Origin of the sequence: Leptothoe spongobia TAU-MAC 1115, from assembly GCF_018739885.1 — a bacterium.
In the GTDB taxonomy this organism is placed as follows: domain Bacteria; phylum Cyanobacteriota; class Cyanobacteriia; order Phormidesmidales; family Phormidesmidaceae; genus Leptothoe; species Leptothoe spongobia.
Window position 1 is genome coordinate 1 of sequence record NZ_JADOES010000004.1, and the last position, 23,761, is coordinate 23,761.

The 23,761-nt window shown below is 48.6% G+C and carries 18 protein-coding genes and 1 tRNA gene; 13 read left to right on the top strand and 6 right to left on the bottom strand.

Features of this window, described 5'->3' with window-relative positions; all coding sequences use genetic code 11:
- The 4 genes from IXB50_RS02895 to IXB50_RS02910 form a co-directional block, all read left to right on the top strand.
- On the top strand, nucleotides 1-2,327 hold a 2,327-nt coding region (locus IXB50_RS02895), incomplete at its 5' end, for a LamG-like jellyroll fold domain-containing protein (protein WP_215607436.1).
- Between the two features lie 477 nt (nucleotides 2,328-2,804).
- The gene (locus IXB50_RS02900) at nucleotides 2,805-4,547 is read left to right on the top strand and encodes a Mu transposase C-terminal domain-containing protein (RefSeq protein ID WP_215607437.1); all 1,743 of its coding nucleotides are present in this window, start codon (nucleotides 2,805-2,807) and stop codon (nucleotides 4,545-4,547) included.
- 3 nt (nucleotides 4,548-4,550) lie between these two features.
- A complete protein-coding gene (locus IXB50_RS02905) occupies nucleotides 4,551-5,381 on the top strand; it encodes a TniB family NTP-binding protein (RefSeq protein ID WP_215607438.1) in 831 nt (276 codons plus the stop codon).
- The gene (locus IXB50_RS02910; RefSeq protein ID WP_215607439.1) at nucleotides 5,381-5,881 is read left to right on the top strand and encodes a TniQ family protein; all 501 of its coding nucleotides are present in this window, start codon (nucleotides 5,381-5,383) and stop codon (nucleotides 5,879-5,881) included. Before IXB50_RS02905 ends, IXB50_RS02910 begins: the two co-directional genes overlap by 1 nt.
- Before the next feature lie 13 nt (nucleotides 5,882-5,894).
- On the opposite strand, the gene IXB50_RS02915 is transcribed toward IXB50_RS02910, so the two are convergent.
- The gene (locus tag IXB50_RS02915) at nucleotides 5,895-6,104 is read right to left on the bottom strand and encodes a ribbon-helix-helix domain-containing protein (RefSeq protein ID WP_216867578.1); all 210 of its coding nucleotides are present in this window, start codon (nucleotides 6,102-6,104) and stop codon (nucleotides 5,895-5,897) included.
- A gap of 138 nt (nucleotides 6,105-6,242) precedes the next feature.
- Here IXB50_RS02915 and IXB50_RS02920 point away from each other — a divergent pair, with 138 nt between their 5' ends.
- The 3 genes from IXB50_RS02920 (at nucleotide 6,243) to IXB50_RS02930 (ending at nucleotide 9,669) form a co-directional block, all read left to right on the top strand.
- Entirely contained in the window at nucleotides 6,243-7,055 is an 813-nt protein-coding gene (locus IXB50_RS02920; RefSeq protein WP_215607440.1) for a PDDEXK family nuclease, read from the top strand.
- 68 nt (nucleotides 7,056-7,123) lie between these two features.
- Entirely contained in the window at nucleotides 7,124-9,016 is a 1,893-nt protein-coding gene (cas12k, locus tag IXB50_RS02925) for a type V CRISPR-associated protein Cas12k (RefSeq protein ID WP_215607441.1), read from the top strand.
- Between the two features lie 509 nt (nucleotides 9,017-9,525).
- Nucleotides 9,526-9,669 (top strand): hypothetical protein, encoded by a 144-nt coding sequence (locus IXB50_RS02930; RefSeq protein ID WP_215607442.1) that lies wholly within the window; start codon nucleotides 9,526-9,528, stop codon nucleotides 9,667-9,669.
- 367 nt (nucleotides 9,670-10,036) lie between these two features.
- On the opposite strand, the gene IXB50_RS02935 is transcribed toward IXB50_RS02930, so the two are convergent.
- Nucleotides 10,037-10,110 (bottom strand) — tRNA-Val (locus IXB50_RS02935).
- Between the two features lie 233 nt (nucleotides 10,111-10,343).
- Between IXB50_RS02935 and IXB50_RS02940 the strand changes: the two genes are divergently transcribed.
- The 3 genes from IXB50_RS02940 to rpsU all read left to right on the top strand — a co-directional run bounded on the left by IXB50_RS02940 (nucleotide 10,344) and on the right by rpsU (nucleotide 13,298).
- Nucleotides 10,344-11,114, top strand: coding sequence for a DUF1350 family protein (locus tag IXB50_RS02940; RefSeq protein WP_215607443.1), 771 nt, complete (start codon nucleotides 10,344-10,346; stop codon nucleotides 11,112-11,114).
- Nucleotides 11,115-11,221: 107 nt separating this feature from the next.
- On the top strand, nucleotides 11,222-12,688 hold the full coding sequence (locus IXB50_RS02945; RefSeq protein WP_215607444.1) for a tetratricopeptide repeat protein: 1,467 nt from the start codon (nucleotides 11,222-11,224) through the stop codon (nucleotides 12,686-12,688).
- Nucleotides 12,689-13,109: 421 nt separating this feature from the next.
- On the top strand, nucleotides 13,110-13,298 hold the full coding sequence (gene rpsU / locus IXB50_RS02950) for a 30S ribosomal protein S21 (protein WP_215607445.1): 189 nt from the start codon (nucleotides 13,110-13,112) through the stop codon (nucleotides 13,296-13,298).
- Nucleotides 13,299-14,407: 1,109 nt separating this feature from the next.
- On the opposite strand, the gene IXB50_RS02955 is transcribed toward rpsU, so the two are convergent.
- Nucleotides 14,408-15,598 carry a metallophosphoesterase family protein gene (locus IXB50_RS02955; RefSeq protein ID WP_215607446.1) on the bottom strand — a complete coding sequence of 397 codons (1,191 nt, stop codon included), beginning with the start codon at nucleotides 15,596-15,598 and terminating at the stop codon, nucleotides 14,408-14,410.
- A gap of 49 nt (nucleotides 15,599-15,647) precedes the next feature.
- On the opposite strand from IXB50_RS02955, the gene trmB reads away from it, so the two are divergent.
- On the top strand, nucleotides 15,648-16,304 hold the full coding sequence (gene trmB, locus IXB50_RS02960) for a tRNA (guanosine(46)-N7)-methyltransferase TrmB (protein WP_215607447.1): 657 nt from the start codon (nucleotides 15,648-15,650) through the stop codon (nucleotides 16,302-16,304).
- 142 nt (nucleotides 16,305-16,446) lie between these two features.
- On the opposite strand, the gene IXB50_RS02965 is transcribed toward trmB, so the two are convergent.
- The 3 genes from IXB50_RS02965 to IXB50_RS02975 form a co-directional block, all read right to left on the bottom strand.
- On the bottom strand, nucleotides 16,447-16,929 hold the full coding sequence (locus tag IXB50_RS02965; RefSeq protein WP_215607448.1) for a hypothetical protein: 483 nt from the start codon (nucleotides 16,927-16,929) through the stop codon (nucleotides 16,447-16,449).
- Nucleotides 16,930-17,227: 298 nt separating this feature from the next.
- Nucleotides 17,228-17,983 carry an aspartate/glutamate racemase family protein gene (locus IXB50_RS02970; RefSeq protein WP_215607449.1) on the bottom strand — a complete coding sequence of 252 codons (756 nt, stop codon included), beginning with the start codon at nucleotides 17,981-17,983 and terminating at the stop codon, nucleotides 17,228-17,230.
- Nucleotides 17,984-18,215: 232 nt separating this feature from the next.
- On the bottom strand, nucleotides 18,216-20,612 hold the full coding sequence (locus IXB50_RS02975) for a glycoside hydrolase family 9 protein (protein ID WP_215607450.1): 2,397 nt from the start codon (nucleotides 20,610-20,612) through the stop codon (nucleotides 18,216-18,218).
- A 517-nt stretch (nucleotides 20,613-21,129) separates the two neighbouring features.
- On the opposite strand from IXB50_RS02975, the gene IXB50_RS02980 reads away from it, so the two are divergent.
- Together IXB50_RS02980 and IXB50_RS02985 are read left to right on the top strand one after the other, a co-directional pair.
- Nucleotides 21,130-21,450 carry a hypothetical protein gene (locus tag IXB50_RS02980; protein WP_215607451.1) on the top strand — a complete coding sequence of 107 codons (321 nt, stop codon included), beginning with the start codon at nucleotides 21,130-21,132 and terminating at the stop codon, nucleotides 21,448-21,450.
- Nucleotide 21,451: 1 nt separating this feature from the next.
- Nucleotides 21,452-23,761 (top strand): hypothetical protein, encoded by a 2,310-nt coding sequence (locus tag IXB50_RS02985; protein WP_215607452.1) that lies wholly within the window; start codon nucleotides 21,452-21,454, stop codon nucleotides 23,759-23,761.

Genomic DNA, 23,761 nt, shown 5'->3' on the forward strand with positions numbered 1-23,761 from the left:
GTTTTCTCAGAAATTGGGCTATTTTGGTTAATCTATATGTACTACTGTCTCATTTGAGACGGGTGCAAGATCTGAGTATTATCTATCTCAACGGACATGAGATCGGATCCAATACAGCAGATACGCCCTATCAGGGATCGGGCAACCTACGCCTAGGCAGTGGCTTAGGTGGTGATTATAAGTTTTCGGGGCGACTGGCAAACGTGCGCATCTGGAAGCGTGTCCGGACTGCTGATGAGATTAACGCCACAATGCACCAGCAGTTCACTGGCCAGGAAACGGATTTGGTGGCTTGCTGGCCATTAAGCAAACTTGAAAACAATGGCACGACCACTCCGGACCTGACGGGAAATCATCCAGGCACCATCAATGGAACCCTGGTGAGCGGCTTCTACGATGCGCTAGTGAGTAGCGAATACAGCACCATCACCGTTGACCCAGTCACACAGCGTAAGTCCGCCATGATGCGACGGTTCTTTGCCTGTCCCACCCTGTATGGCATTGAACTCTTGCCAGAGAAGCGAATAGAACAACTGCAACTGCAATGGATCGGCAACGGTCAATTTGCCCCCACCTTGTTGGGCTACATCGAAGGCGCTCCCCCCATCCCCAGCGAAAATCTCACCGAAAACAACGACTATAACGGAGCCACCTCCGTTGAGCTAGACGTGTCCGAAGACATGGAATTTAGCTGGAACCGCTCTCAGGAAGATGTTTTAGGAGCAAGTTTCGAAGGGTTTATCGGGAGTGACACTGAAGGCTATGGCGGGCAGTTTGCACTACGTAAAACAGATAAGTTCCGAGGTGGGTATAAAGGCAGCTTAGACTTTAGCTATCAATTTATTGAGGAGAGTAGCATTACCTCAAGTGCATCGAATTTGATGAGCGATAGCCTCGAGTTACGCGGTTCTCCGGAACAAACGGTTAAATTCTCCCACCTGGGTACCCGCTTTATTCCCAAGAATGTTGGTTATGCCTTAGTGGTTTCTAGCCTGACCGATATTTTCATCACCAAGCTCAGCCGTACGGGCAGAATGGTGGGCTACCAAGTCCAACCCATTAAAGCAATTCCCCCCGATGTCAATACCATTACGTTTTTGATCAATCCGGCCTACACCATGAATGGTAGTTTAGACGGCATGACCGGGAGCTATGCCACTAGCGATCGATTCTTCCGTCACGTTCCTGAAATGCGGTCACAATTCGGTTCTCTCTATCCAGCTAGTTACTACCGCCTAAAAGAAGCCTACGATTTGAAACAGGCCATCGAGCGGGAAGATAAGCGCCGAGAATCCTATTTTGAACAGTTCGATGTACGTTACTTTGGTCTTCAAAGTGAGAAGTCTCTAGAGCAAGAAATTGACGGTGGTGATGTCCCCGAGAGTATTTCTGTGCAACGGGAGGAAGACCAGTTTGATACAAATATGACCGATGACGAGCGCAACGCCGCTGAAGAAGAAAAAGCTAAGAAAATAAAGGAGGAGATGAAGGCTGCCCAGGGTGGAAATAAGGATGAAGTTAAGGCAAAGCAGGTAGAAATTCAGAATAGAATTGACGACGAAGACAAAAAAGCCCATGCTTCAGAGAGCTTTGACAATTGGCAAAAGAAAATGGAAAACATTTCCATTCGAGCCGGTAAACACAACATTGTCAACACCTATGTGTGGGATGCAGACGGTGGATTGCGCTCAGAGGTACAAAGCTTTGCCAACACCGCAGAACACACCATAGGCGGCTCATTTGACTTGAGCGCTAGCCTGGGGGCAGACGTCGTAGTTGGTGTTGGTTCTGGACAAGTGGAGTTAACGGCCTTGGCCAATATCAATCTGACTCAAACCATCACTAAAACTCAGAGTCATAGCCGTGGCATTGAGCTAAATGTTGACCTCAGCGGTGTCGAAAGTATTGGCATTACCGACTATAACGACTATCCCATCATGCCTGGGGAGAAAGTAGATCGCTATCGGTTTATGAGCTTCTATCTCGAAGGCTCCAATGACAACTTCTACGACTTCTTTAACTATGTTGTCGATCCAGAATGGCTACGCAGCAATGACGAAGAAGCGCGGGCTCTGCGTCAGACAATGGCAGGTAAAGCCAACAAAACCTGGCGAGTTCTGCACCGGGTCACCTACGTAGAGCGCCCAGCCTTAATGGGCTTTGGCCACGATACTCGTAATCTGGTTGGGAGCAGCGATGAGATTACCCAACGTCTCTACTCCAAGATAGAGAAACTAGAGGAAGATAATCGCAACCTGAACCGCAAGATAGATGCACTGTTTGAATTGACCAAAAATATCGGTCAGTCCTTAAATGGAGGGTCATAAATATATCTGGAGGGCTAGAAGGGGGAAATGCCTTAGCATAGAGGGGACTAAATCGATAAAGCCGGTTGATAACCCCTTCTCTAACAGCTCTCTGACAGCTAGCTTTCCAAGTATCCTGTCAACTACAGTCTCCCAAGCGTTTGCAAGGGAGATTTTTTGTCACTCCTACAATAGAGATGGGGCTGCCACCACAGCTGCTTTGAGCATCTCGATAAAGGCAAATACCGGTGGCGGCAGCAGGGCATCCGCCAGGGTAGCCACGCAAATATAATTCGGTAAAAAGGCTCCGGCAGGCTGTAAACCGTCTTAACTTCCTCTAGAATCTGAAGAATTTTTCAAAAAAGTGACACATTATCTGGCGGAAATAGTTCATATAAACTATGATTCAAACGTACTTATTTCGATTGACCAGATAACCCGCAATGGGATATTTCGCACAAATATTCGCTTAGTTACTCAGTTTCCAGAGGTGAAATAATGCAGTTTGATGCAGCACGATCAGAAAATAACTTTCCGCCAGATGCTCAACCCCAAAAAGGGTCAGAGATAAGCGAGGATCTTGCGACATCAGGTGCCCATATTATCGTCACTGAACTTTCTGAAGAAGCTCAACTCAAGCTTGAGGTTCTTCAGACGTTGATTGAGCAATGCGATCGCACCACCTATGGCGAAAAACTGCGCGACGCTGCCGAAAAGCTGGGATGCTCTGTTCGTACAGTACAGCGTCTGGTTAAGCGCTGGGAAACTGAAGGAGTAGCATCCCTGGCTGCTTCAGGTAGAGCTGATCGCGGCAAACATCGTATTTCCGAATACTGGCAAGATTTCATCATCAAGACCTATACAGCTGGCAATAAGGGCAGCAAGCGCATGAAGCCCAAGCAAGTTGCTGTAAGGGTACAGGCAAAAGCTCGTGAAATTAGCGATTCCAAACCACCCAGCTACAAAACGGTTTTGCGTATACTACAGCCAATTATTGAAAGAAAGGAAAAGGCCAAAAGTATTCGAAGCCCTGGTTGGCAAGGCTCTACCCTGTCAGTCAAAACCCGAACGGGTCAGGATCTTTCAATTGAGTACAGCAATCATGTGTGGCAGTGTGACCATACTCTCGCTGATGTTTTTCTAGTGGATCAGTACGGAGAAATCCTTGATCGTCCCTGGCTAACAACGGTGATTGATACCTATTCCCGCTGCATTATGGGTATTAATCTTGGTTTTGATGCCCCCAGCTCTCAATTAGTAGCCCTGGCCCTGCGCCATGCCATTCTTCCTAAAACCTATGGCCCAGAGTACAAACTCAACTGTGAGTGGGGCACCTATGGTAGGCCAGAGCATTTCTACACAGACGGGGGGAAAGACTTCCGCTCTAACCATGTCAAGCTAATTGGCACAGACTTAGGTTTTACCTGTCATCTACGTAATCGACCATCTGAAGGCGGTATCGTCGAACGTCCTTTCAGAACTTTGAACGATCAGTTATTTTCCACTCTGCCTGGATACACTGGCTCGAATGTTCAGGAACGCCCTAAGCAAACGGAGAAGGATGCCAAACTAACGCTCAGGGATTTAGATCATTTGATTGTGCGGTTTATTTGCGATCGCTACAACCAGAGCATTGATGCCCGTATGGGTGACCAAACCCGTTTTCAGCGTTGGGAAGCGGGTTTGCCTGATGTGCCTGACGTTATTGACGAACGTCATTTAGATGTTTGCCTCATGAAAGCAAGCCGTCGCAAGGTTCAGCGTGGCGGATACCTTCAGTTTGAGAATTTGATGTTTCGCGGTGAATACCTGGCAGCTTACGCAGGTGAGACAGTCTCCTTGAGATTTGATCCCAATGACATCACAACAATATTGGTTTACCGCAGAGAAGAGACGCGAGAGATTTTTCTTACCCGTGCTTATGCACAAGGTTTAGAAGCTGAAAAGCTTTCATATGAAGAAGCGAAAGCCAGTAGCAAACGACTGCGAACAGCAGGTAAAGCTCTTACCAATGAATCAATTCATCAGGGAGTACTGGAGCAAGATGCCCTGGTGGCTAAAAAAAGCCGTAAACAACGGCAAAAAGAAGAGCAAGTCCTGGTTAAATCTCAATCATCAAAGCCTGAAGCCCCTAAAGATGTTGAGGTGGAACCCATTGAAAATGAGCCTGAGGTGGAAATGGATTTAGACGTGGAAACCTTTTCACCTATTGATTTTGATGATCTTCGTGGAGCTTGGTAAAGCATGATACAGGCACAGGCATTAGCCAAAACATTAGGAGAACCTGCACAGGATGAAGCCTGGCTCAAGGCAGAGACGGCTCGACTTAGAAAAAAGAGTATTCTGCCCCTCGACCATGTGAGTCGGCTTCATGACTGGTTAGACGGCAAACGGAAGGCAAGGCAGTCATGTCGGGTTGTTGGAGAATCCAGAACCGGTAAATCTATTGCCTGCGAGGCATATTTTTACCGTAATAAGCCTCAACAAGAAACAGGTAAAAAGCCAATCGTACCTGTGGTCTATATTCAGCCTCCACAGAAGTGTGGTTCGAAGGAACTCTTCAAAGAAATCATTGAGTTTCTAAAGTACCGGGCAACTAAAGGAACTGTCTCAGACTTCCGGGGTAGGACGATGGAGGTGCTGAAAGGTTGTGAGGTGGAGATGCTAATTATTGATGAAGCAGACCGCCTGAAGCCGGAAACTTTTGCTGATGTGAGGGACTTCTATGACAAGTTAGGAATATCAGTGGTCCTAGTAGGTACAGACCGCCTTGATGCAGTCATTAAGCGAGATGAGCAAGTCTACAACCGTTTCCGGGCATGTCATCGCTTTGGCAAGCTCTCAGGCACAGATTTTGTTAAAACGGTCAAGATTTGGGAGCAATCAGTTTTGAAGTTGCCGGTGGCTTCTAATCTGACTAGCAAGACAATGCAGAAAATTCTTCTTGAAGCGACTGAGGGCTATATTGGACGGTTGGATGAGGTGCTTCGAGAAGCCGCAATTCGTGCATTGTCTCAGGGCATGAAGAAGATAGAAAAGTCAGTGCTCCAAGAGGTGGCCAGGGAGTACAAGTAATGGTTGATTCGGGGATTCAACCCTGGCTGTTTAATGTGGAGCCTTATGAGGGTGAAAGTCTCAGTCACTTCTTGGGACGAGTTAGGAGTCGCAATCATCTAACGGCAAGTGGCCTTGGGCAGCTGGCGGGCATTGGAGCGGTAGTTGCCCGGTGGGAACGATTTCATTTGAATCCTTACCCGACTCAGGCGCAATTTGAAGCGTTGGGAAAACTGCTGGGTATATCTTCAGAACGTTTTTGGACGATGCTACCGCCGCAAGGTGAAGGCATGAAGTGTGAGCCGATTCGTTTATGTGGGGCGTGTTACAAGGAAAGCCCCTGTCATCGGATTGAGTGGCAGTTTAAGTCAAGATGGAAGTGCGATCTCCACAATCTCAAGCTGCTTGCCAAGTGCTCTAACTGTGAGGCAAGGTTCAAGATTCCGGCACTTTGGGAAGATGGACGTTGTAACCGGTGCAGAATGTCATTTGGTGAAATGGCTACTTTGGAGAGATTGTAGCTCGTCATCTGAGTCATTGCCCCTTGGAATGCTCCTTAGTCTCTCCATCCTGCTGTGTGCTCCAATCCTCACCTTCCCGTTTCGCCTCACTAACTGCTCGCTCTAGCAAGTAAGCACACAAATTTGAAACGGGCCGACCATCATAATCCGCCCATTTTTCCAATTCTTCCGCCAAGCGATCGGGGACCGTAACCTGAATTCGTTTACTCATGGAATCAATCATAATTCCAGACCTCCAATCACAGTAGAAATAACACTCATTAGAGCTTAGCTGTGTTAATGTTACTCATATATGAGTTTTATTGATGTCTAGCCGCAGCTTTAACCTTTCTGCCTTGAGTAATTCGTGGAAGAGCAAATTATGACCAACCTCGACCACTACCGACCCACAAGCATATTGAATAGCTCCCCACAGAGTCCTATTACTCAGCCAGGTGGAGGAAATCGTGGACCTACGCCTTTGAAAGCAATCGAAACCCGTTATCAAGGCTGTCTATTTCGCTCAAGGTTGGAAGCACGATGGGCCGTTTTCTTCGATGCCCTGGAAATTCCATGGGAGTACGAAAAAGAAGGCTATGACTTAGGCGAAGCCGGTTGGTACTTGCCAGATTTTTGGTTGCCTCAGCAGCAGTGCTTTTTTGAAGCAAAAGGCGGTGCTGCTGACTTTTCTACGAAACTAAAAGCGTTCTACCTGAGCCTCACTCTCCAGAAGGTGGTCGTTGTTTCCTCTGGCACTATGGGTCTGAGGTTAGACCGCGCAAACCAAACCTACAAAGCTGAACCATCCCACACAATGCTTATGTTCGCTGGCAGAGCCTGGGATAACTGGAAGCCAGCTTCCCATGACTTTTCTCAATGGGAAGCTACCTTGATTTACAGCTTTATTAGCGCAAACCGAGAAATGAATCCCGGTAAGTGCATAACCTGGGAGCAGGCCACTCACCTCTGGCAAACCTATGAGGGACGTCGGCACATGGTAGCCACTATCAATATGGCAGACATAGCCTTAGGTAAAGAACCCCGATATACCTGGGGGCGCTTCACTGCAGCAGGCTGGAAATATAGTGCGGCTGACCATCCCTGTCTGACCTTTACAGATCCCAGTCCACTATCAGCTAAAACATCCTTAAAGCTTTACCAGGCAATGCAATTAGCCCGCGCTGCCCGCTTCTAGAAAAATAGAGCTTCCTGAATGAAGTACAAATGTGCTAGTTTCCTTGTAGAAATTCCAGGCAATCCAAGATGTCTCAAGTCACGATCCAATGTCGTCTTGTAGCACCAGAGGCAACCCGCCGACATCTCTGGAAACTGGCGTCAGAGAAAAATACGCCTCTAATCAACGAGTTGATTCAGGGAGTTGTAAATCACCCTGACTTTGAAGCATGGCGGCAGAAAGGTAGGCATCCAGTAGATATTGTTCGCAAGCACTGCAAGCAGCTTAAATCCGAAGCACGATTTTCTGGTCAACCTTCCCGTTTCTATATGTCTGCCGAAAAGGTAGTGGACTACATCTTCAAATCCTGGTTCAAAATTCAGAATCGACTCCAGAAAAGGCTTTCTGGTAAGCAAGACTGGCTCACTATCTTGAAGAGTGATGATGAATTAGTTGAAATCTGTGGACAATCGCTGGAAAAAATCAAACAAAAGGCAGTTCAAATTCTTAAAGATATCGAACGAAAAACTGAAACCAGCCACACTAAGGAAACTCAAACCTCTAGTCAGAAATCTCTCACCAGAAGCCATCTGTTTAAACGATATCGATCAGCCAAACAGCCTTTGACTCAATGTGCGAGCGCATATCTGCTCAAAAACAGTTGCAGAATTCCCAAACAGTCTGAAGATTCACAGAAGTTTTCTCAACGGCGGCGCAAATCTGAATTACAGGTTCAACGACTTCAAGAACAACTTGAAGCAAGAGTCCCCAAAGGGCGAGATTTAACCGAGCAAGACTGGTTATCAACGCTTTTGACCGCAACCTCTACAGTGCCAAAGGATAACCAAGAGCATAAGCGCTGGCAGGATCGCCTTCTAGCCAAACCACACACCATTCCTTTCCCAATTCTGTTTGAAACCAATGAAGATCTCTCATGGTCCTTGCATTCTAAAGGTCGTCTCTGTGTCCATTTCAATGGTCTCAGAGAGTATACCTTCCAGATTTACTGTGACCAGCGACAACTCTCCTGGTTCAAGCGTTTTCTAGAAGATCAACAAACTAAGCGTGCCAGCAAAAACCAGCATTCCAGCGCACTATTTACTCTCCGTTCGGCTTGCCTTTCCTGGCAAAAGATAGACGACAAAGATCATCCTTGGGACAACCACTATCTAACCCTTTCCTGCACCGTTGATAAACGTCTCTGGAGTGCAGAAGGTACAGATCAGGTTCGTCAGGAAAAAGCAGCTGATACTGCTAAAATTCTGACCCGTCTCAATGCAAAAGACAGTCTCTCAAAGACTCAGGCCGCTTATGCCAAACGCCTTAACTCAATGTTAGACAAACTGGAAAGTCCTTTTGATCGTCCCAGTCAGCCCCGCTATCAAGGGCAATCTCAAATCATCGCAGGGCTCAGTTTAGGCTGGGATTCACCCTTAACCCTGGCTATCTGGAAAGCTGACACACAGGAAATACTAATCTACCGTAGTCTTCGACAGCTACTGGCTAAAGACTACCCTCTCTTTCTCAAGCAACGACGAGAGCAACAAAAGCAATCTCATCGACGCCATAAAGCCCAACGTCAGGGAAAAGAGAATCAATTTGGGACATCTAACTTAGGGCAGCATATAGATCGATTGCTGGCAAAAGCCGTGGTCAATACGGCTAAGCAATATGGTGCGGGCAGCATTGCCATTCCAGCGCTAGACAACATTCGAGATATCTTACAGGTAGAAATCGATGCTAGAGCTGAACAAAAAATTCCAGGATATTTAGAAGCCCAAAAGCGCTACACCAAACAATACAAAAGCAATATTCACAAATGGAGCTATGGCAGACTGCTGGACCAAATTACCAGCAAAGCTAACCAGGAGAACCTTGCTATAGAGAAGTCTAAACAACCTCTATCAGGGACTTCCCAGGCAAAAGCTAAATTCGTTGCAATCAATGCCTATGAATCAAGAAAAACAGTACGCCAGAACTAAAAAAAGACCTATAATTGGTCTAACACTTTTGTACTTTGAAAATTGAATTCTCAATAGCGCCGCGATTCATGCTCTGCCTCTGAGTCGTGTGAAATAAGGGCTAGTTTGGCTGCCGGAAGGCAGTCGTACTTTCTGGCCCTGATAGCTGCTCACCCTGATGCTGTCGGATGGGAAGTCTTGGCTTTTCAGAAGAGATATAAGTCAAATAGAGTAGTCCAATGTCTCTATTATGGCGTAGGTGCGCTCCCAGCAACAAGGGCGCGGATATACCGCTGTAGTGGCTATCGAATCACCCCCGAGCAAGGGGGAACCCGCCTCCATTATTACTTTCAGAGCTTCTGAGACAGACGATATCCCAAATGGATTCGAGCAAAGCCTGCACTCCTTTGATAGAGGGAGTTTTCAGGCTTGACACTCAAGCTCAGTAATGTAGATAAAACTTCTAACCAGGATGCTACATTCGATTCGCGCAAATATGTTCTAAAGCCCTCACAGGCAAAGGAATGTAAATGAGCGCCGTCGCAATCACCCATCCTGGCCAGGGTGGGTTGAAAGAAGCAATCAACCACCACCACACCGCAATGACTACGTCGCAATCACCCATCCTGGCTGGTACAGGTCAAGACATAGGTATTGCATCCATACAGCAGTGATAACCAGATAATTGTGGTCAAGTCTTTTATCAAGAAGGCATGCAATCCTGAGAGTTATCAAATGGCGGGTTGAAAGAGAGCGCATCGTTGACATCCCAATAGGGGATAAGAACTTTGTCTCATAGAGGCATTTTAATAATGCTGTGCAAATGGAGTTCTGACATTTTACAGAAGCCCCCAACGTTAATTTTCAGAACGTTGGGGGCTTCTGTATACCTATACTTAGGGAGTGGATTACTCAGCTAAATGACATTTAATCTGACACCACCAGTTAAGCGACACCAATTTGTCCTAACGACATTAATCTGACACTGATGACGCTAATCTGTCACCACTGACAAATAATTAGTCACTGTACATCAGGGAATGGACGTACGCCGACTCGAACGGCGGACCTCATCGATGTCAACGATGCGCTCTAACCAACTGAGCTATACGTCCTTAACGATTAATAAGCGTAACACAGTAGCTCCAAGTGGAGCAACGGATTTTAGAAATATTACGGAAATAGGGAAGGCAATACGTAGGGCCATCCCTCGTGGGTGCCCTGGGGGTAAACATCGCAAGTATTAGGGCCATCCCTCGTGGGGGCACTTGGGCAAGGGTAGAAGACCCAACCACCAGTCCAGCAAAATTCATCTACGATAATTCAGGATGTAGGGAGCGATTGGTTTATGGACTGGCGAGAGGTGGCGGGTAACTGGCTGTTAATACCGCCAAATCCAGTGGGGATTATTCATTTTCTGGGGGGTGCCTTTGTGGCGGCTGCTCCCAGTGTCACCTATGGTTGGCTGCTAGAAAACCTTTGTGAGCAGGGCTATATCATCGTGGCGACGCCATTTATTAATACGTTTGACCATGGTGAGATCGCAACCGAAGTCCTCACCACCTTCGACCAGGCCATGATCTACCTACGTCGTCAGATCATCGGTGAGCGCTACCTACCCATCTATGGCATGGGTCATAGCATGGGCTGCAAAGTCCACCTGCTGATCGCCAGCCTCTACAATATTGACCGCGCCGGTAATATCCTGATCTCCTTCAATAACTATCCCGCCCGCAAGTCTATTCCCCTACTCGAACAGTTCGTCCAGTTCGCCCCTGATTTCGCCCCAAATTTTGACATTGAGTTTACCCCCAGCCCTGGTCAAACCTTAGATTTAGTTCGAGATCGCTACACCGTAGGTCGCAATCTGCTGATCAAATTTCGCAAAGACACCATCGACCAAACCTATGACCTGAGCGATGTACTGTATCAGCGGTTTCCCCAGATGACGGCCATCCAAATTCTCAAAGGAACCCATACCACCCCTATTGCCCAAGACGTGCGCTGGCAGACGGGCACATCCTTTACCCCATTTGATGCCCTCGGTCAGTTTGTAAAGCAGGAGTTTTATCGAGATTTAGGACAGCTAAAGGAAACGGTACTGCAGTGGTTGGGATAGGGGCAGAAGCCGCCCAAAAATTCGGCCTAGTATAGGAGGTCGAATTTATACATTTGCTGTTAGGGTGGATAAATTCTGGCGTTTTACTATATTTCCTCTATATTATTATGCTTCTTCGCTTGCTGACGTTGGGGACTGTTGGTCTATTACTTATATCTCAGGCCCAGCCGGTCTGGGCGAGCTCATCTAGCCTCATTGCCCAGGCTGATGAGAGTGCTGTGCCTGAAGAAACCCAGGACTCTGCCATTGATGATGATGCTAAGTCAGACAGTGTGGCACCGGACAGTGTGGCACCGGATAGTGCCACGCCAAACCCTGAATCCCAACAGCCTTTAGACGAGGTGGATCAGCTGATTCTTGACGGCCTACGCCAGTATGAAAGCCTTAATTTGCCTGAGGCTAGAACCACTCTAGAGCAGGCGCTTGCAGCAGCCCGTACCAATGAAAATCTGCCCCAGGAGTCGTTTGCGCTCACCATGTTGGGCGTGATCACTATTAATCAGGGGGAGTATGAGACAGCCACAGACTATAGTCAGCAGGCGATCACAGCGTTAGAAACTGTGAATGATCCCGAGTCTGCGGTGGTGGCACTCAATGTCCTCGGTCGTTCGGCTCAACTTCAGGGCAATTTACCTGATGCGATCAATTACAGTCAGAACGCGCTTCAGTTGGCTGAAAATATTGAGTTTGATACGGGCAAATTGGATGCGTTGCATGTGCTAGCAACGACCTATGCAGCCATTGGTCAATATCCCCTGGCATTCAATGCGGCCCAATTAGCGATTCCACTAGCTCAGTCAGAACAAAATGGTCGCATCTTATTGAGTTCTCTCAATGTGGCTAGCTCTTCGTTGTTGGATCTAGAAGAATATGAGACAGCCCTGGCCGTGGCTCAAGATGCTTTGACCGTAGCGACTGAGCTGGAAAGCGATCGAGGCAGGGCATTAGCCCTAAGTAACCAGGGGGTGGCTTACTATCGTCTGTCTAATCTAGAAAAGGCGATTGAGCTGGAGAATGAAGCGTTGAAAGTCGCCCAGGATGCTGGGGTCCTCGATGTCCAATTTACGGCGTTGTATGTGCTGGCTCTGGCTCATTATGACCAGGAGGACGTGGATACAGCGATTGATTTTTATCAACGTCGTCTCACCCTCAGTCGTGAGTCCGAATCGGTGGGGGCTGAACTGCAATCGCTGCTATGGCTGGGGTCAGCGTATTTAGATAGTGGTCGGTATACAGATGCGATCGCATCCTTTGACGAACTATCCACACTATCCGAAACCCGTAAACAGCCAGCATTTCAGCGATGGAGTCAGTCCGGTTTAGGCTTTGCCAACGTACAGCTGCAGGACTACCCCACCGCCCAAAGTCACTTTGAACAAGCGTTAGACATTGCCAAATCCATCAATGACCGGGTGGGCGAATTCGAATCCTTGAATCTGTTGGCTCAGGTTCACCAGGCCCAAAATAATGCCGAACAAGCCGAAGAGTATGCGACTCAAGCGGCAGCCATACAGGCCGAAGTACAAGCCGAAGTAGACGCGCAAGCAGAATCATCGACAGCTAACGAAGAGTGATTCATGAATGCCAGGTTTAAGCCCAGGCATTCTCTTTTTTGTACGTCTCTTTTAAGCCTTCAACATCATAGCGAGTAAGCAGTGTGTCTCCTTCGGCATCCGCTTGCTCGCTTCTTCTATTTTCAATGCTGCTTGAGGCTGGAAAGATCTTTATGGCAAACTCTAAGCCTCAATATTTGAGCATTTACCCTCACAATTATTTCGGTTGCTTTACCAATGTAAATTTGTCGCAGCAGTTGAAATATATTAATATTCAAGGCTGTTTGGAACGTCGTCTTCGAACAATTTTTTCGATATGATGCAATCTTGAAATTTGTATAGGGTAGTTGGCTAAGGGGAGGACAGAACACCTACCCGTCGTTGATGAACAGATTCTTTAAAACGCTTAAATCTAGTGATGAATCAAGGAGTGTTAGGTTAGATGGCCCAGGTCATTATTGGTGAAAATGAAGCTATAGAGTCAGCGTTACGGCGCTTTAAGCGTCAAGTGTCGAGGGCCGATATCTTTTCAGATATCAAAAAGAAACGTTATTTTGAAACTCCTATTGAAAAAGCCAAGCGCAAGGCGATTGCCCGTCGTCGTAAGCGTCGGTTCAAATCCAGTACCTAACCCAATGGCTTGAGCAACGGCTTGACTAGGACGTAGTTTAGCCCCCCTAACAGCGAAGGGGCGATGAAGTTAAACTTCATCGCCCCTTCGCCATAATTAAAGCCCTAGCCTTTAAGCGGCTCTGCCTAGAATAATTGCCAAGCCCCTTGAGGTCAGGCGGTTTAGGAATAGTGTTTTCTGCTATGTCCTAACTTTACTTCCACCAAGGACCGATAACCGTGCGTGAAATCACACATTTTTAAGTTTCATGTCACACTACCGCGTTGCAACCCAGGCGAACTACCGATAAAGGCCTCATCAGCTTAATTAGTAATAGAAAAAAATCCGCTTAGATTTCATCGATGGGGTCTAAGCACCAGCCCTGTAAAGGTGAAATGAATACTTTTAATAATTCTCAAAAGCTCCTCTCTTAAGTAGATTCAACTTTTCCGAGCTAGAAAAGCATTCTCTACAAATTAAAAATTCCTGATAGCAATAGCCGATTTGTTTGGGATATTTTTTCTGAAATAGTCTTAAACTGCCTGAATTTCTCTGATTTTAGTGCATTTGAACTAGCTATCTAAATTGCAAAGTTTGGTCCTAATCCATGAGTAATAATGGTTTTGTCCAAATATAAAGCTCATTGCTAGCCCACCTTGAAAGGGCTGGGTCTAAGCACTTAGGCTTGATAAAGCTCTAGCGGCCATCCATCAGAGGCCTGGAAAAACGTGAATCACTGGCCTGTCAGTTCGTCTAATCGTAGGGGTTCAACGGACATATCATGATTTTTGAGGTGGTTGATATTATAGGCCAGGTTTTCCACAGCGAGGGCGAGGTGTCTTAGCCCGCAGGCCTCGGGATGCGTCGAGAGGGAGGGGGGCTTATGAAAACCAGATGTCCGTAATGTCAGAGGGCCTGTCAAGGGCATTTCAGCAATTATGACCAAAAGCTGACTTTAAAAAACCTCTACGGTCGAAAATTCGTCCTGGAGGTTTTTTCAGATTGGGTGGGCCATGTTTTTTCGGCAAATCCCTTGCTAAATTAGAAGTGGCTTAAGAGATGCCCGGTGCATTAACTAATTACAACTAACTTGGTAATTACCCCGGTCCCGATGAGGCCGGGGTTTCATTTTATGCCGTTGCTGATTTTGAGGATGAAGCGATCGGTGACGCGGTCCCAGACTTTAGCCATAGGGTGGCATTGTTATCAACATAGTTGGGCTGTCCGTCAGCGGCAATGGCGCTAAAGCTCTGAAAGTAGCGCTGTAGCTTGGGGGGCAGTTCGGGAAAATCAAACAGGCCATCGCCAGCGGCAATGGCGGCCCAAAAGTTTCGCATGATGGGGGCGTATTGCTCTGCTTCAGTCGGTGACAGGTGGAGGGGCTTACTGGTGAGTAGCTTCATCATAAAGGGGAAGGATCGATCGGCCATCCACTGATGGGAGGTGGCTTGCAAAGTGGGCCAGTCGGGAACGGCCTCGATGCGGTGGGAGGTGATGTCTAGACGATGGGCATTGCCTGTTTTAGTCAGCTCACAAATGCGGTACGGATGGGGATAGCTGACGAGAGAACCGGTAGTGACTTCGTAGAGCTGATCGGCCTGGGCTACATCCTGGACATGCAGGTGACCGGTGAGCATTAGGGGCACCCCGGCTGTTTGCAGCCGCTGGGTAAGATCGCTAGCATTTTGGACCATATAGCGCTGTCCCATGCGACTGCGAGATTGGCGGGGCAGGTGTTCTAGGGCATTGTGATGGAGCATCACCAGAGTCAGCGGTCCACTGGACTGGTCGGTGGGCTGGTCGGTGGGCTGGTCGGCGAGTTGGTCTAGTTGTTGGTCAAGCCAGTTGAGCTGTGCTGGGTCGAGCCAGCCGCTGTAAAAGGGGTCTCCATTCGCTTCAAAGCCGTTGGAGTTGAGGCCGATCAGATGCAGGCCATCGAGAAGTTTATGGTGATAGTAGGGCTGACCTGGGTCGGTATAGCCAAAGGCTTGGTATAGATGGACAAACTCATCTAGGGATATGGTGAGATCGCATCCACCAGATCGCACCACATCATGATTACCCGGCACTACATACACCGGAAAAGGCAGCTGCTCTAAGCGACGTACGAGCCATTGATGATTTTCCCGCTCACCATGCTGGACCAAATCCCCAGGCAGCAACAAAAAATCAATCCCCACTTGCTCCAGGTGATCTAAAATCTGCTCAAAGGCTGGAATACTCACCTCGACAAGGTGAAATCGACTCGGTGAGTCCCATACAGTATGGGGTAAGGCAATATGGAGGTCACTAACCACCGCAAAACGAGCCAAAAGAGCCATAGGAGTTGATAGGGTAGATAAGCTTGTCCCATAATCGCCTTTTTCGACCATGACCCGTGTGCGCCAGCACGTCAATCCCCTAAACAATCGCTACAGTACCCCTGTAACACCCCCCCATTGGGGCGATGTGTTTGCTCACCCAGAACAACCGTTACACATCGATATCGGGAGTGCCAAAGGCTATTTCATCTGCGATATGGCCCAGCTCTGCCCAGATTGGAATTTTCTTGGCTTAGAGATTCGAGCACCTCTAGTAGAGCAATGTCTCAGACAGCGGCATGAGCTGGGTTTGAGCAATCTGCATGCATTGTTTTGCAATGCTAATAATTCTCTGCGGCCTCTATTGGCCAGTCTGTCCCAGCCTCCCCAGCGAGTCAGTATTCAGTTTCCTGATCCCTGGTTTAAAACACGTCACCAAAAACGACGTGTCGTCCAACCCCAGCTCGTGGCCGACTTAGCAGAGTATATGCTGGCTGGTAGCTGGGTTTGGCTCCAATCTGATGTGGAAACGGTTGCCGAGGATATGGTGGAGGTCTTTACGGCCAATCCCCAGTTCAATCGCTCGTTGAACCCATCTCACCCTACCCCACCAGGCACAACTGGTCCCTGGCTAGCAGACAATCCCCTAGCCGCCCCAACCGATCGCGAACGAGTCACCCTGGCTCAGGGCAAACCAGTATACCGAGCCTTATTCATCAAGGCTTAGAGAGTGGCCATCGTCCATTCTCCATTGCCCACAATTATCCCAAATCCGAATTCCTCAATCCCGATTCAAAATGAACAATCCTGTAGGGGCATCCCCTTGTGGGTGCCCCTCGATATCAGGTGCTATTAGTCAGGATTTCGTATTATTCAGTAATTGTTAGGTTATAGCGATGACGCCCTTCCTGAGCAAATGAACCGACCCAAAACCGATAAGTACCTTTGGCAAAGACGTCTGTAATCTCAGCATCTTGGCTTCGACGACTAGCATTGTCATTGCAGCGGATAGTCCCATCATTGGGGCCTTGAATCAGTAATGTGGTATCTGCACCACCACTATTCACCGCAATAGTGAGCTGGCTAAAGTCTTGCTCCAGGGTAACAACATGATCCGGAGTGCGATCAGCATAGCCTAAGCAAAATTCACCATTGCTGTCACGACTGGCAATGTTTGCTAGACCATAGGAACCAACAGTTTCGCCAGTAGCTTGGGTAGAGGAAAAGCCCAAGGCCAGTCTCATTTCACTAGCCGCTTGTGCAGCGGTGGCTAGCACTAAAGGCAACGCAATACTGGTTAATTTGAATGCTGTTGATTGAGTTATTGATCTAAGCGTTGTTGACTTAAACATGGTCACACCTAAGAAACACACAGGGGACGCCCATAATGGGCTAAACAAATGTCCCAAGGGTTTAGGACACTTGACGGTCAGTTGTTTAGGGTGGTGAGGTAGACCTCTACCCAAAACAAGGGCACGTATAGTTAGCTATTTCTAGCGACCGTATAGTTCTACAGTATCTACATTCTCAGGACAGGATAAAGCAAAGATGACGCTTTAGTACACTGGTACAGACTAATGTTGCATTAAGCTTAAAAAAAATTGATGGGTAGGGTAGATGAAGCTGACAACATAGCTGCTCATATCTATCCTAGCGACAAAAGTTCTCAGCCTGATAATGAGACGCGTATCCTTTAATTTCTTTACGTTCCGGTAGACGATACGTGAGCCGTTTGCTAGTTGTTTTATCCAAGCTCACCAGGGATTCTGCCATCTTGACCGCTGCTGCGACAGCGTCAATCACTGGCACACCCAGACGTTGTTCCAATTGTTGTTCTAAACCGCTCATGCCAGCACAGCCAAGGCAGATAGCCTCGGCCCCATCCTCTCGGATAGCGAGGTTTCCAGCCTCAGTGAGTACATCCAGGGTTGCTGTCCGATCTTGTTCTGTATCCAGCACAGATAGTCTTGTTGTGCGAACAGAGGCGCATCGTGCAGTCAGTCCTGTTTTCTCGACTGTTTTTTCGACCATATCGCGGACTCGATGCAGGGTGGTGACTACGCTCCACTTGGCTGCCAACATATTGGCAACATAGAGACTGGCCTCAGCAATGCCGACAACTGGTTTTGCCGTAATCTCACGAGCTGCTTCGATACCAGGATCTCCCCAACAGGCCAAAACAAACGCATCGGAGTCCGTATCAAGAATAATCTGTTCTAGAATGCCAGGAATAGCCAGGTACTCATCATAAAAACTCTCAATGGACTCAGGTCCGGTCTGAGGTTGCACCGTTACAATCTCAGTATTGGAAAACTTAACACTTTGAGCCGAGGTATTGATATTGATGGTCATTGGTTGGCAGGTATTGCCATTGATGATTTTGATGCGACAGATAGGTAGAGACATAAACCGACAAAGCAAAACATCTTCAACATTTTGCCGTACTCCTGCTCAAGGTCTCTGGATCCCAAAAACGACCGTTCGGACAACGGCTAATTTTGGTCATAAACTTATGCGGGAAATTTCCCCAAGGGTAGAAGTCAGGAGCCAGGAGCCAGAATCCAGTTCCTTTCTGATTCCTGACTTCTGACTCCTGGATTCTTACCCAGCCTTGATTTCCCGGTCTAAGTTGAACGCCCTAATTTTTATCACTGGCGGCAATATAACCCCAGGCATAGGCCGTGGGGCCGATGGATTGCTGTACCGTAAATTCCACCACAGGGATAAAGTTGTAGGCATCAAAGTAGGCTTCAGACGTAGGCCATTCGTAAGGATTTGGGTTAACTTGTTCTGCAAAGAGGTCTATAGCCCAGGCCCACCGGTCGGCATAGCCATCAGGAACTTGCATATCCACTGGTCCATAGACTGTAATTCCTGGGGGTGGAGCCTGACCGGACACACGGGCGTCCTTAACCAAGATCATATTGGGGTTTCTATAGCCAATGCCAGTGGTATGCACCATATTATTGGGATTAGCACCGGCTGAATATTGGGTTGCTAAAATCCCCGCTCTTAAAAACTCACGTTTTCCTGTAAGGGCGTGGGCCCGAAAGAGGCTTTGGGTTTTGGGTGCGCCTATCAGGCCCCAACCAATGCGCAGCTGAGGGTTTATATTCCATTTATAGCCTGAGAATTCTATGTTTTTAATATCAGCATGGGCATCTCGCACCATTGCCTTGATCGCATTTTGCTGGATCGTCTGATTGACTGTTGGTTGCTGCGTGCGAGCATAGACAAATGCCGCGTGGCGGTGATCATGTTGTTTCCAGGTTGCGATGGGGGTATCGGCATCTTTAAAGACGGTGGTGTCAAGAAATAGCTGATGCCATTGGTTATCGCCAGTCAGTCGATAGAGTTCTGCCGCAGCTAGGTTCCGTTCGTTATAGATCCAGCTATCACGATCGTCTGGGTCTTTAGCCAACTCAGCATTGGCCCAGTTCATCGCGCGAATTGCGCTGTCTTGATAGGTTTGAGCCAGGGTCTTGTCATACTGGTTCAACACATAGGCCGCCCTAGCCGCTACATTGGCATATATATAGCTGGACCAAATCCCTGGTCCATAGGCCATGATCATTTGTGACTCTTGCCAACTACCTTCATAGCCCAGGGGATGGCCTGCGGATTCGATCCCGCCTGGAATGCTGCCCTCTTCAGTTTGTAATCGACGAAATACATCCAGCCCCCACAGGGCTTCATCCAAAATATCGGGTAGATTGTTGCCAGACTCAGGCAGGTTCAAATTAACAGATTTGAAATAGTCTGGATAAAGGTCTACCAGTTCTAGAAAAGATCGGGTGACCTCAAGATGTCCAATCCGTCGATCCCAATCTCCTGCATCCATCCACCCTCCCCAGGCATTGGGAAGCAATTCATCTGTCCGAGTCTCCACCAATGCATCAAAGGCATTCACCGTGTTTTCGAAATGAAAACCCATATTGGTTTCCATTAAGGGGATGGTTGAGCGATAAACTTTGACACCGTCATCCGGATGAAACGAGCGGGGACGTTGATAATCGGTATAAGGTTGTTCTAGAGCAATACCACTGCGCTGATGGTACATGCCCCTGGCAGACACATAAAATGCATCTCGCCAGGTATTTTCTCCAATTTCGAAGTCATAGGATGTGCCCACACCGTCTACATAAACGCGATACTGACCCGGCGTTGAGAACTGACTAAAGTCCATGATGAACACATCAGTGTCATTATGATTTCTCTCTCTTAAGTCTTTGGTGTTAACGGATTGGGAGAGGGTGGTTTTGCCTTCATAGACGTTCTCTCCAGTGTCGGCATTGATTAACCAAAAGGGTTTACCCTCGGGATAAGTCAGTCCGCCTCCGGCTCCCATCCATGTCGACAGAAAAGCAACTTTAGCTGGGTCATCTGGATCAAACCCCAGGTGAGAAACTTGAACGGCTTCACTGCGAGTTTGATCGGGTTGATAGATAAACTCATGATCCTGGAGCGCATTACCTGCAAAGTTAAATTTGTAGGTTTCACCTGGGGTGAGGGGCTCAGGCATTTCTAGGAAGATGGTGTGGACCATTGGCCAGTCAAAGTGCCAAGTGCCTGTGCGAGCCATGCCTCTGATGTTGCTTTTGCGATAAATGTTGGTGGGGGTAATCTTGGTGCCATTACTGGTGATGATTTTATAATGGCCCAGATGGTCAACACATTTAAGGTTAAGTTTGGGACCGATGATTTGATCCACTTGCCAAATTCGATCGGGTGCACTGGGAATAAGCTGGCCAATGATTTTGCCACTGCGCTTGACCCAATTATCTTTCTTGACGATATCCTTTGGCTCGGCTTCATAGGGAACCTGTTTACCCCGCACCAGTTCACCGGTTTCTATGCGCAAGGCCATCACATTTTCACTGACAGTGTAGATGTGAGTGACCGGAATGCCTGCTCCCCTAGCATTTGTTAACGAGGTCAGGTTGGTAATGCTTGACGTTTGGCTGGACGATGGCCCGGCATTGCATTGGCCAACTGTAGTCAAACTCAGTAGAAAAGAAAGGAAACTTTCTAGCATCTAGACACCAGTGAGGGGAGCTTGGAAAATAGGGTTTGAGGATAATTGTCTGATTTACTCCCTGAAAAGTTCCTTATTTTCTTCAACGATGTCTCAAGCCATCATCCAGACAAAAAAAATACAGCAATGCCAAGCTCTTGGGCGATCCATCACCCCAGGTGGACTTTATTTAGGCCCATCCTCAGCTACTAAGAGTTTATAGTTCACGCTTAACGATACAGTTGGAGGGGCCGATGAGTTTCTTGAATTACAGGGATTTCAGTCACTGTTCGCCATAGTTGAGCTCCAAACGAACGCTATCTATTGTGGCACTGGCCTTAGCCGCTGGCAGCTATGCCTAATTTCAGCCCATCAAAGGAAAATGTATAGAAACATGAGGCAGATGGCCATGGGTTTGATGATGGCGGTTTTTTGAGCGTGAGATCGCAATATCTGTAGGCTGCGATCTCACAGCCCCATTCATCAACCGATCTAGTTGGGCACTCTTCAGGTTGTTACCGCTTCTGAGTTCTGAGTCATGCAATTTACGGCCTCAATGATTCCTGCCGATATCGATACCTTTGAAAAGTTGTCGGCTTGGTCGTCAACGATTCTAAATGCTCATGGTTATGCGCTCGACTATAACGAACGGCCCCCGAGTGTGGTCACGGGCGATAGTGGGATTCAGTCTCAATTCGAGAGAAATGGCCCCTTTGTCTCCCATCAAAAAGACCATCGGCTGATCTTTCGTCAAGCATTTCTGTTAGAGGATGATCACGCCGGTAGTGCTTACGCCATGGAGTACCAAGCCGTTAAGGAAGTGATCACAGCTCCCGTTAATGTAGACTTTATCGCCTAAGATGCCGACGCCAACCGTTGCCCCCGCCAGCCTTCAGCAGGCATGGGGGGTTAAGCCTGCCCAGGCCTATCATGGCCCTGTCAACCATGGCACCTATGGGGTGAGAACCCAATTACCGGCTGCCAGACGTGACTATTCTAGTTACCGTGGTGGCAGTTCTGGCAGCTGGGGCCATCGTCCAGGCGCGAGTCAACCCGCTAGACAGTTAGTCGGTCCTGCTAATACAGCCAGTCAGCAACTCCCCAATCGAGTCCGGGCAATGACGGGCTCGACTCAAAAGCTAACCCCGTTCAAGGGTGCCGTCAGTCCTACTAAACCCAGGTTGCCCGGTGGTGCGAGTACGGCAGTTGGCTTGGGATTGACCGCATTCGGCACCGCCCAAGGCTTAGCTCAGGGGCAAGGGCTGTTTGAATCGCTCGGCGGACAGCTCACCAGTGCCGTGGGTTCAACGGGGGGGCTGTTGACGGATGGCTTGATTGCGGGTCCTGTAGACTTGGCTTCTTTCGCAGCAACGGGCCAGACTGCCTCAGTTGCTGACCCGTTTCGAGCCAATGCCGTTGAGGATGCCTGGACTCGTTTGGGAGAGAACTGGGGGCGTCGGCTAGACGCTCTCATCGGGTCTTTCTTTCCGAATCGAACGGGTCCTGACCATGAGTATCAGGGGACCGGCGTCCCACCCTTCCAAGGGGGACAAAGCGCGGGGGTGTCGTACTACGTTTACACCGATTACGTGGAGACCTCCAATTATCATGGGGTGGGCACCCAAAAGACCTTTAGAGCCACCTTACCTGGCCCGATCACCGGGGTTGACGTTGGGGACCATATCAGGTTTGGCTCAAGCCATACAGGTCTGATTTATACCTATGGTCCAAATGGAGATCAAGTGATGGGACCTACGGGTCAAACGGGCCTGTTTGGGTATACCTTCTCGGAGGCCACCATCACCCATGTTGAGCGCGTTGATGGTCTGCCCGATACCGGAGGGAATCCGGCTGCACCCAACCAGACCATCCCTAAGTCAACGCCTCAACCTCATGCGACTGTGCCGTCTGGAGTACCGAACCAGTCCCCGACCACCCTGGATGATCCAGACACAAAAGAGGCCCCTGAAGATACAGGCTTGCCGGTGATTCCGTTTGTCTTGGCTGGAGGGGCTGCTATCCCAGCAGCCCTATTAGCGGGTGGACTCCCTCAGGTGAATCTTGGACCGGGTCCCAACGCCTCAACAGCGAGTGCCGGGGCATCGGGGGCCGGTGGTGGTTTACCCTTAAAGCCATCACCGCCCAGACCTGCCAATCCTGGCAAAACTCCTGGTAAAGCTACACCCCCAAGCATGGGACGAACCCAGAAAAACAACCGCTGTGGCTGTAACAAGGGTCTCTTGGCTGGGATGTCCAACTTATTAAAAAACAATCCGTTAACAGCGGCTAATACAGCCCTATTGACCAAAATCGACGCAACCACAACCGCGACTGGGGTGGGGGTTGCGTCCAATGCCGGTGTTCTCGCTCAAACCCTCAACATGGTTACGACCATTCAACAGTTTAGCCGCAAGACCTGGGACTTTCTCCAGATTGATCGATTCTTAGCCGTCGCTAACTTCACCTTTAACCTGCATAACGCCTATTTTCTCTCTCGCAGTTTAGCCGATACCATCGGCTGGACGGTTGATAGTGTCTTAAACGTCCTGGGCTTGGGTCTCAAGGATGCCGATGACAATCCACTCTCTATCACTGAACTGGTCTCTGACTGGGTTGATACGGCGGTTGATGCGGTGATACCGGAGGAGACACAGGCTGAGGTTGCCGAGACTCTCAATAAGGCGAATCGCATCTACCAGGCAGCCTCTAATATCTACTGGCAGCTATGGAGCTTAATGGATAGCTCTCAAGCCATTGCCGAAACCATCGGCCAGTATGTCGGGAAAATCGGCAATGCCCTGAGACGGTCTGGTGCTGTGATGGAAAACTCCTATGGCTGGATGACTGAGCGGTTCGATACCCTACACACCAGTGGGCGACGGTGGGAGAAACTTCAGGATACGTTGAATTCGGCTGAAGAGGCCGTCAGCGCGGTTGGTCTGGTCTCTGGGGAAATCACCACCATCCAGCAGATTGCCTCAGAGCTACCTGAACAGCGCCAGGCGCTGTCTAACGCGATTAAGGCTAGCGGCGGAACTACGAGTGAGTCTGACCAATCTAGCAGTCCGCTCACTGAGTCAGAAACTATGGTCAAGCTAGACTCTGAAGCCTCTGCAGGCTTGGAAGATGAGACCTTTGATCCCACGACTGCCGGTCGGCCAGAGGAGTAG

Coding starts and splice junctions, on each gene's coding strand:
- IXB50_RS02955 (WP_215607446.1), bottom strand. CDS start 15,598: ATGGCTCTTTTGGCTCGTTTTGCGGTGGTTAGTGACCTCCATATTGCC.
- IXB50_RS02945 (WP_215607444.1), top strand. CDS start 11,222: ATGCTTCTTCGCTTGCTGACGTTGGGGACTGTTGGTCTATTACTTATA.
- IXB50_RS02900 (WP_215607437.1), top strand. CDS start 2,805: ATGCAGTTTGATGCAGCACGATCAGAAAATAACTTTCCGCCAGATGCT.
- IXB50_RS02980 (WP_215607451.1), top strand. CDS start 21,130: ATGCAATTTACGGCCTCAATGATTCCTGCCGATATCGATACCTTTGAA.
- IXB50_RS02970 (WP_215607449.1), bottom strand. CDS start 17,983: ATGTCTCTACCTATCTGTCGCATCAAAATCATCAATGGCAATACCTGC.
- IXB50_RS02985 (WP_215607452.1), top strand. CDS start 21,452: ATGCCGACGCCAACCGTTGCCCCCGCCAGCCTTCAGCAGGCATGGGGG.
- cas12k (WP_215607441.1), top strand. CDS start 7,124: ATGTCTCAAGTCACGATCCAATGTCGTCTTGTAGCACCAGAGGCAACC.
- IXB50_RS02975 (WP_215607450.1), bottom strand. CDS start 20,612: ATGCTAGAAAGTTTCCTTTCTTTTCTACTGAGTTTGACTACAGTTGGC.
- IXB50_RS02920 (WP_215607440.1), top strand. CDS start 6,243: ATGACCAACCTCGACCACTACCGACCCACAAGCATATTGAATAGCTCC.
- IXB50_RS02915 (WP_216867578.1), bottom strand. CDS start 6,104: ATGATTGATTCCATGAGTAAACGAATTCAGGTTACGGTCCCCGATCGC.
- IXB50_RS02930 (WP_215607442.1), top strand. CDS start 9,526: ATGAGCGCCGTCGCAATCACCCATCCTGGCCAGGGTGGGTTGAAAGAA.
- IXB50_RS02940 (WP_215607443.1), top strand. CDS start 10,344: ATGGACTGGCGAGAGGTGGCGGGTAACTGGCTGTTAATACCGCCAAAT.
- IXB50_RS02965 (WP_215607448.1), bottom strand. CDS start 16,929: ATGTTTAAGTCAACAACGCTTAGATCAATAACTCAATCAACAGCATTC.
- IXB50_RS02905 (WP_215607438.1), top strand. CDS start 4,551: ATGATACAGGCACAGGCATTAGCCAAAACATTAGGAGAACCTGCACAG.
- rpsU (WP_215607445.1), top strand. CDS start 13,110: ATGGCCCAGGTCATTATTGGTGAAAATGAAGCTATAGAGTCAGCGTTA.
- trmB (WP_215607447.1), top strand. CDS start 15,648: ATGACCCGTGTGCGCCAGCACGTCAATCCCCTAAACAATCGCTACAGT.
- IXB50_RS02910 (WP_215607439.1), top strand. CDS start 5,381: ATGGTTGATTCGGGGATTCAACCCTGGCTGTTTAATGTGGAGCCTTAT.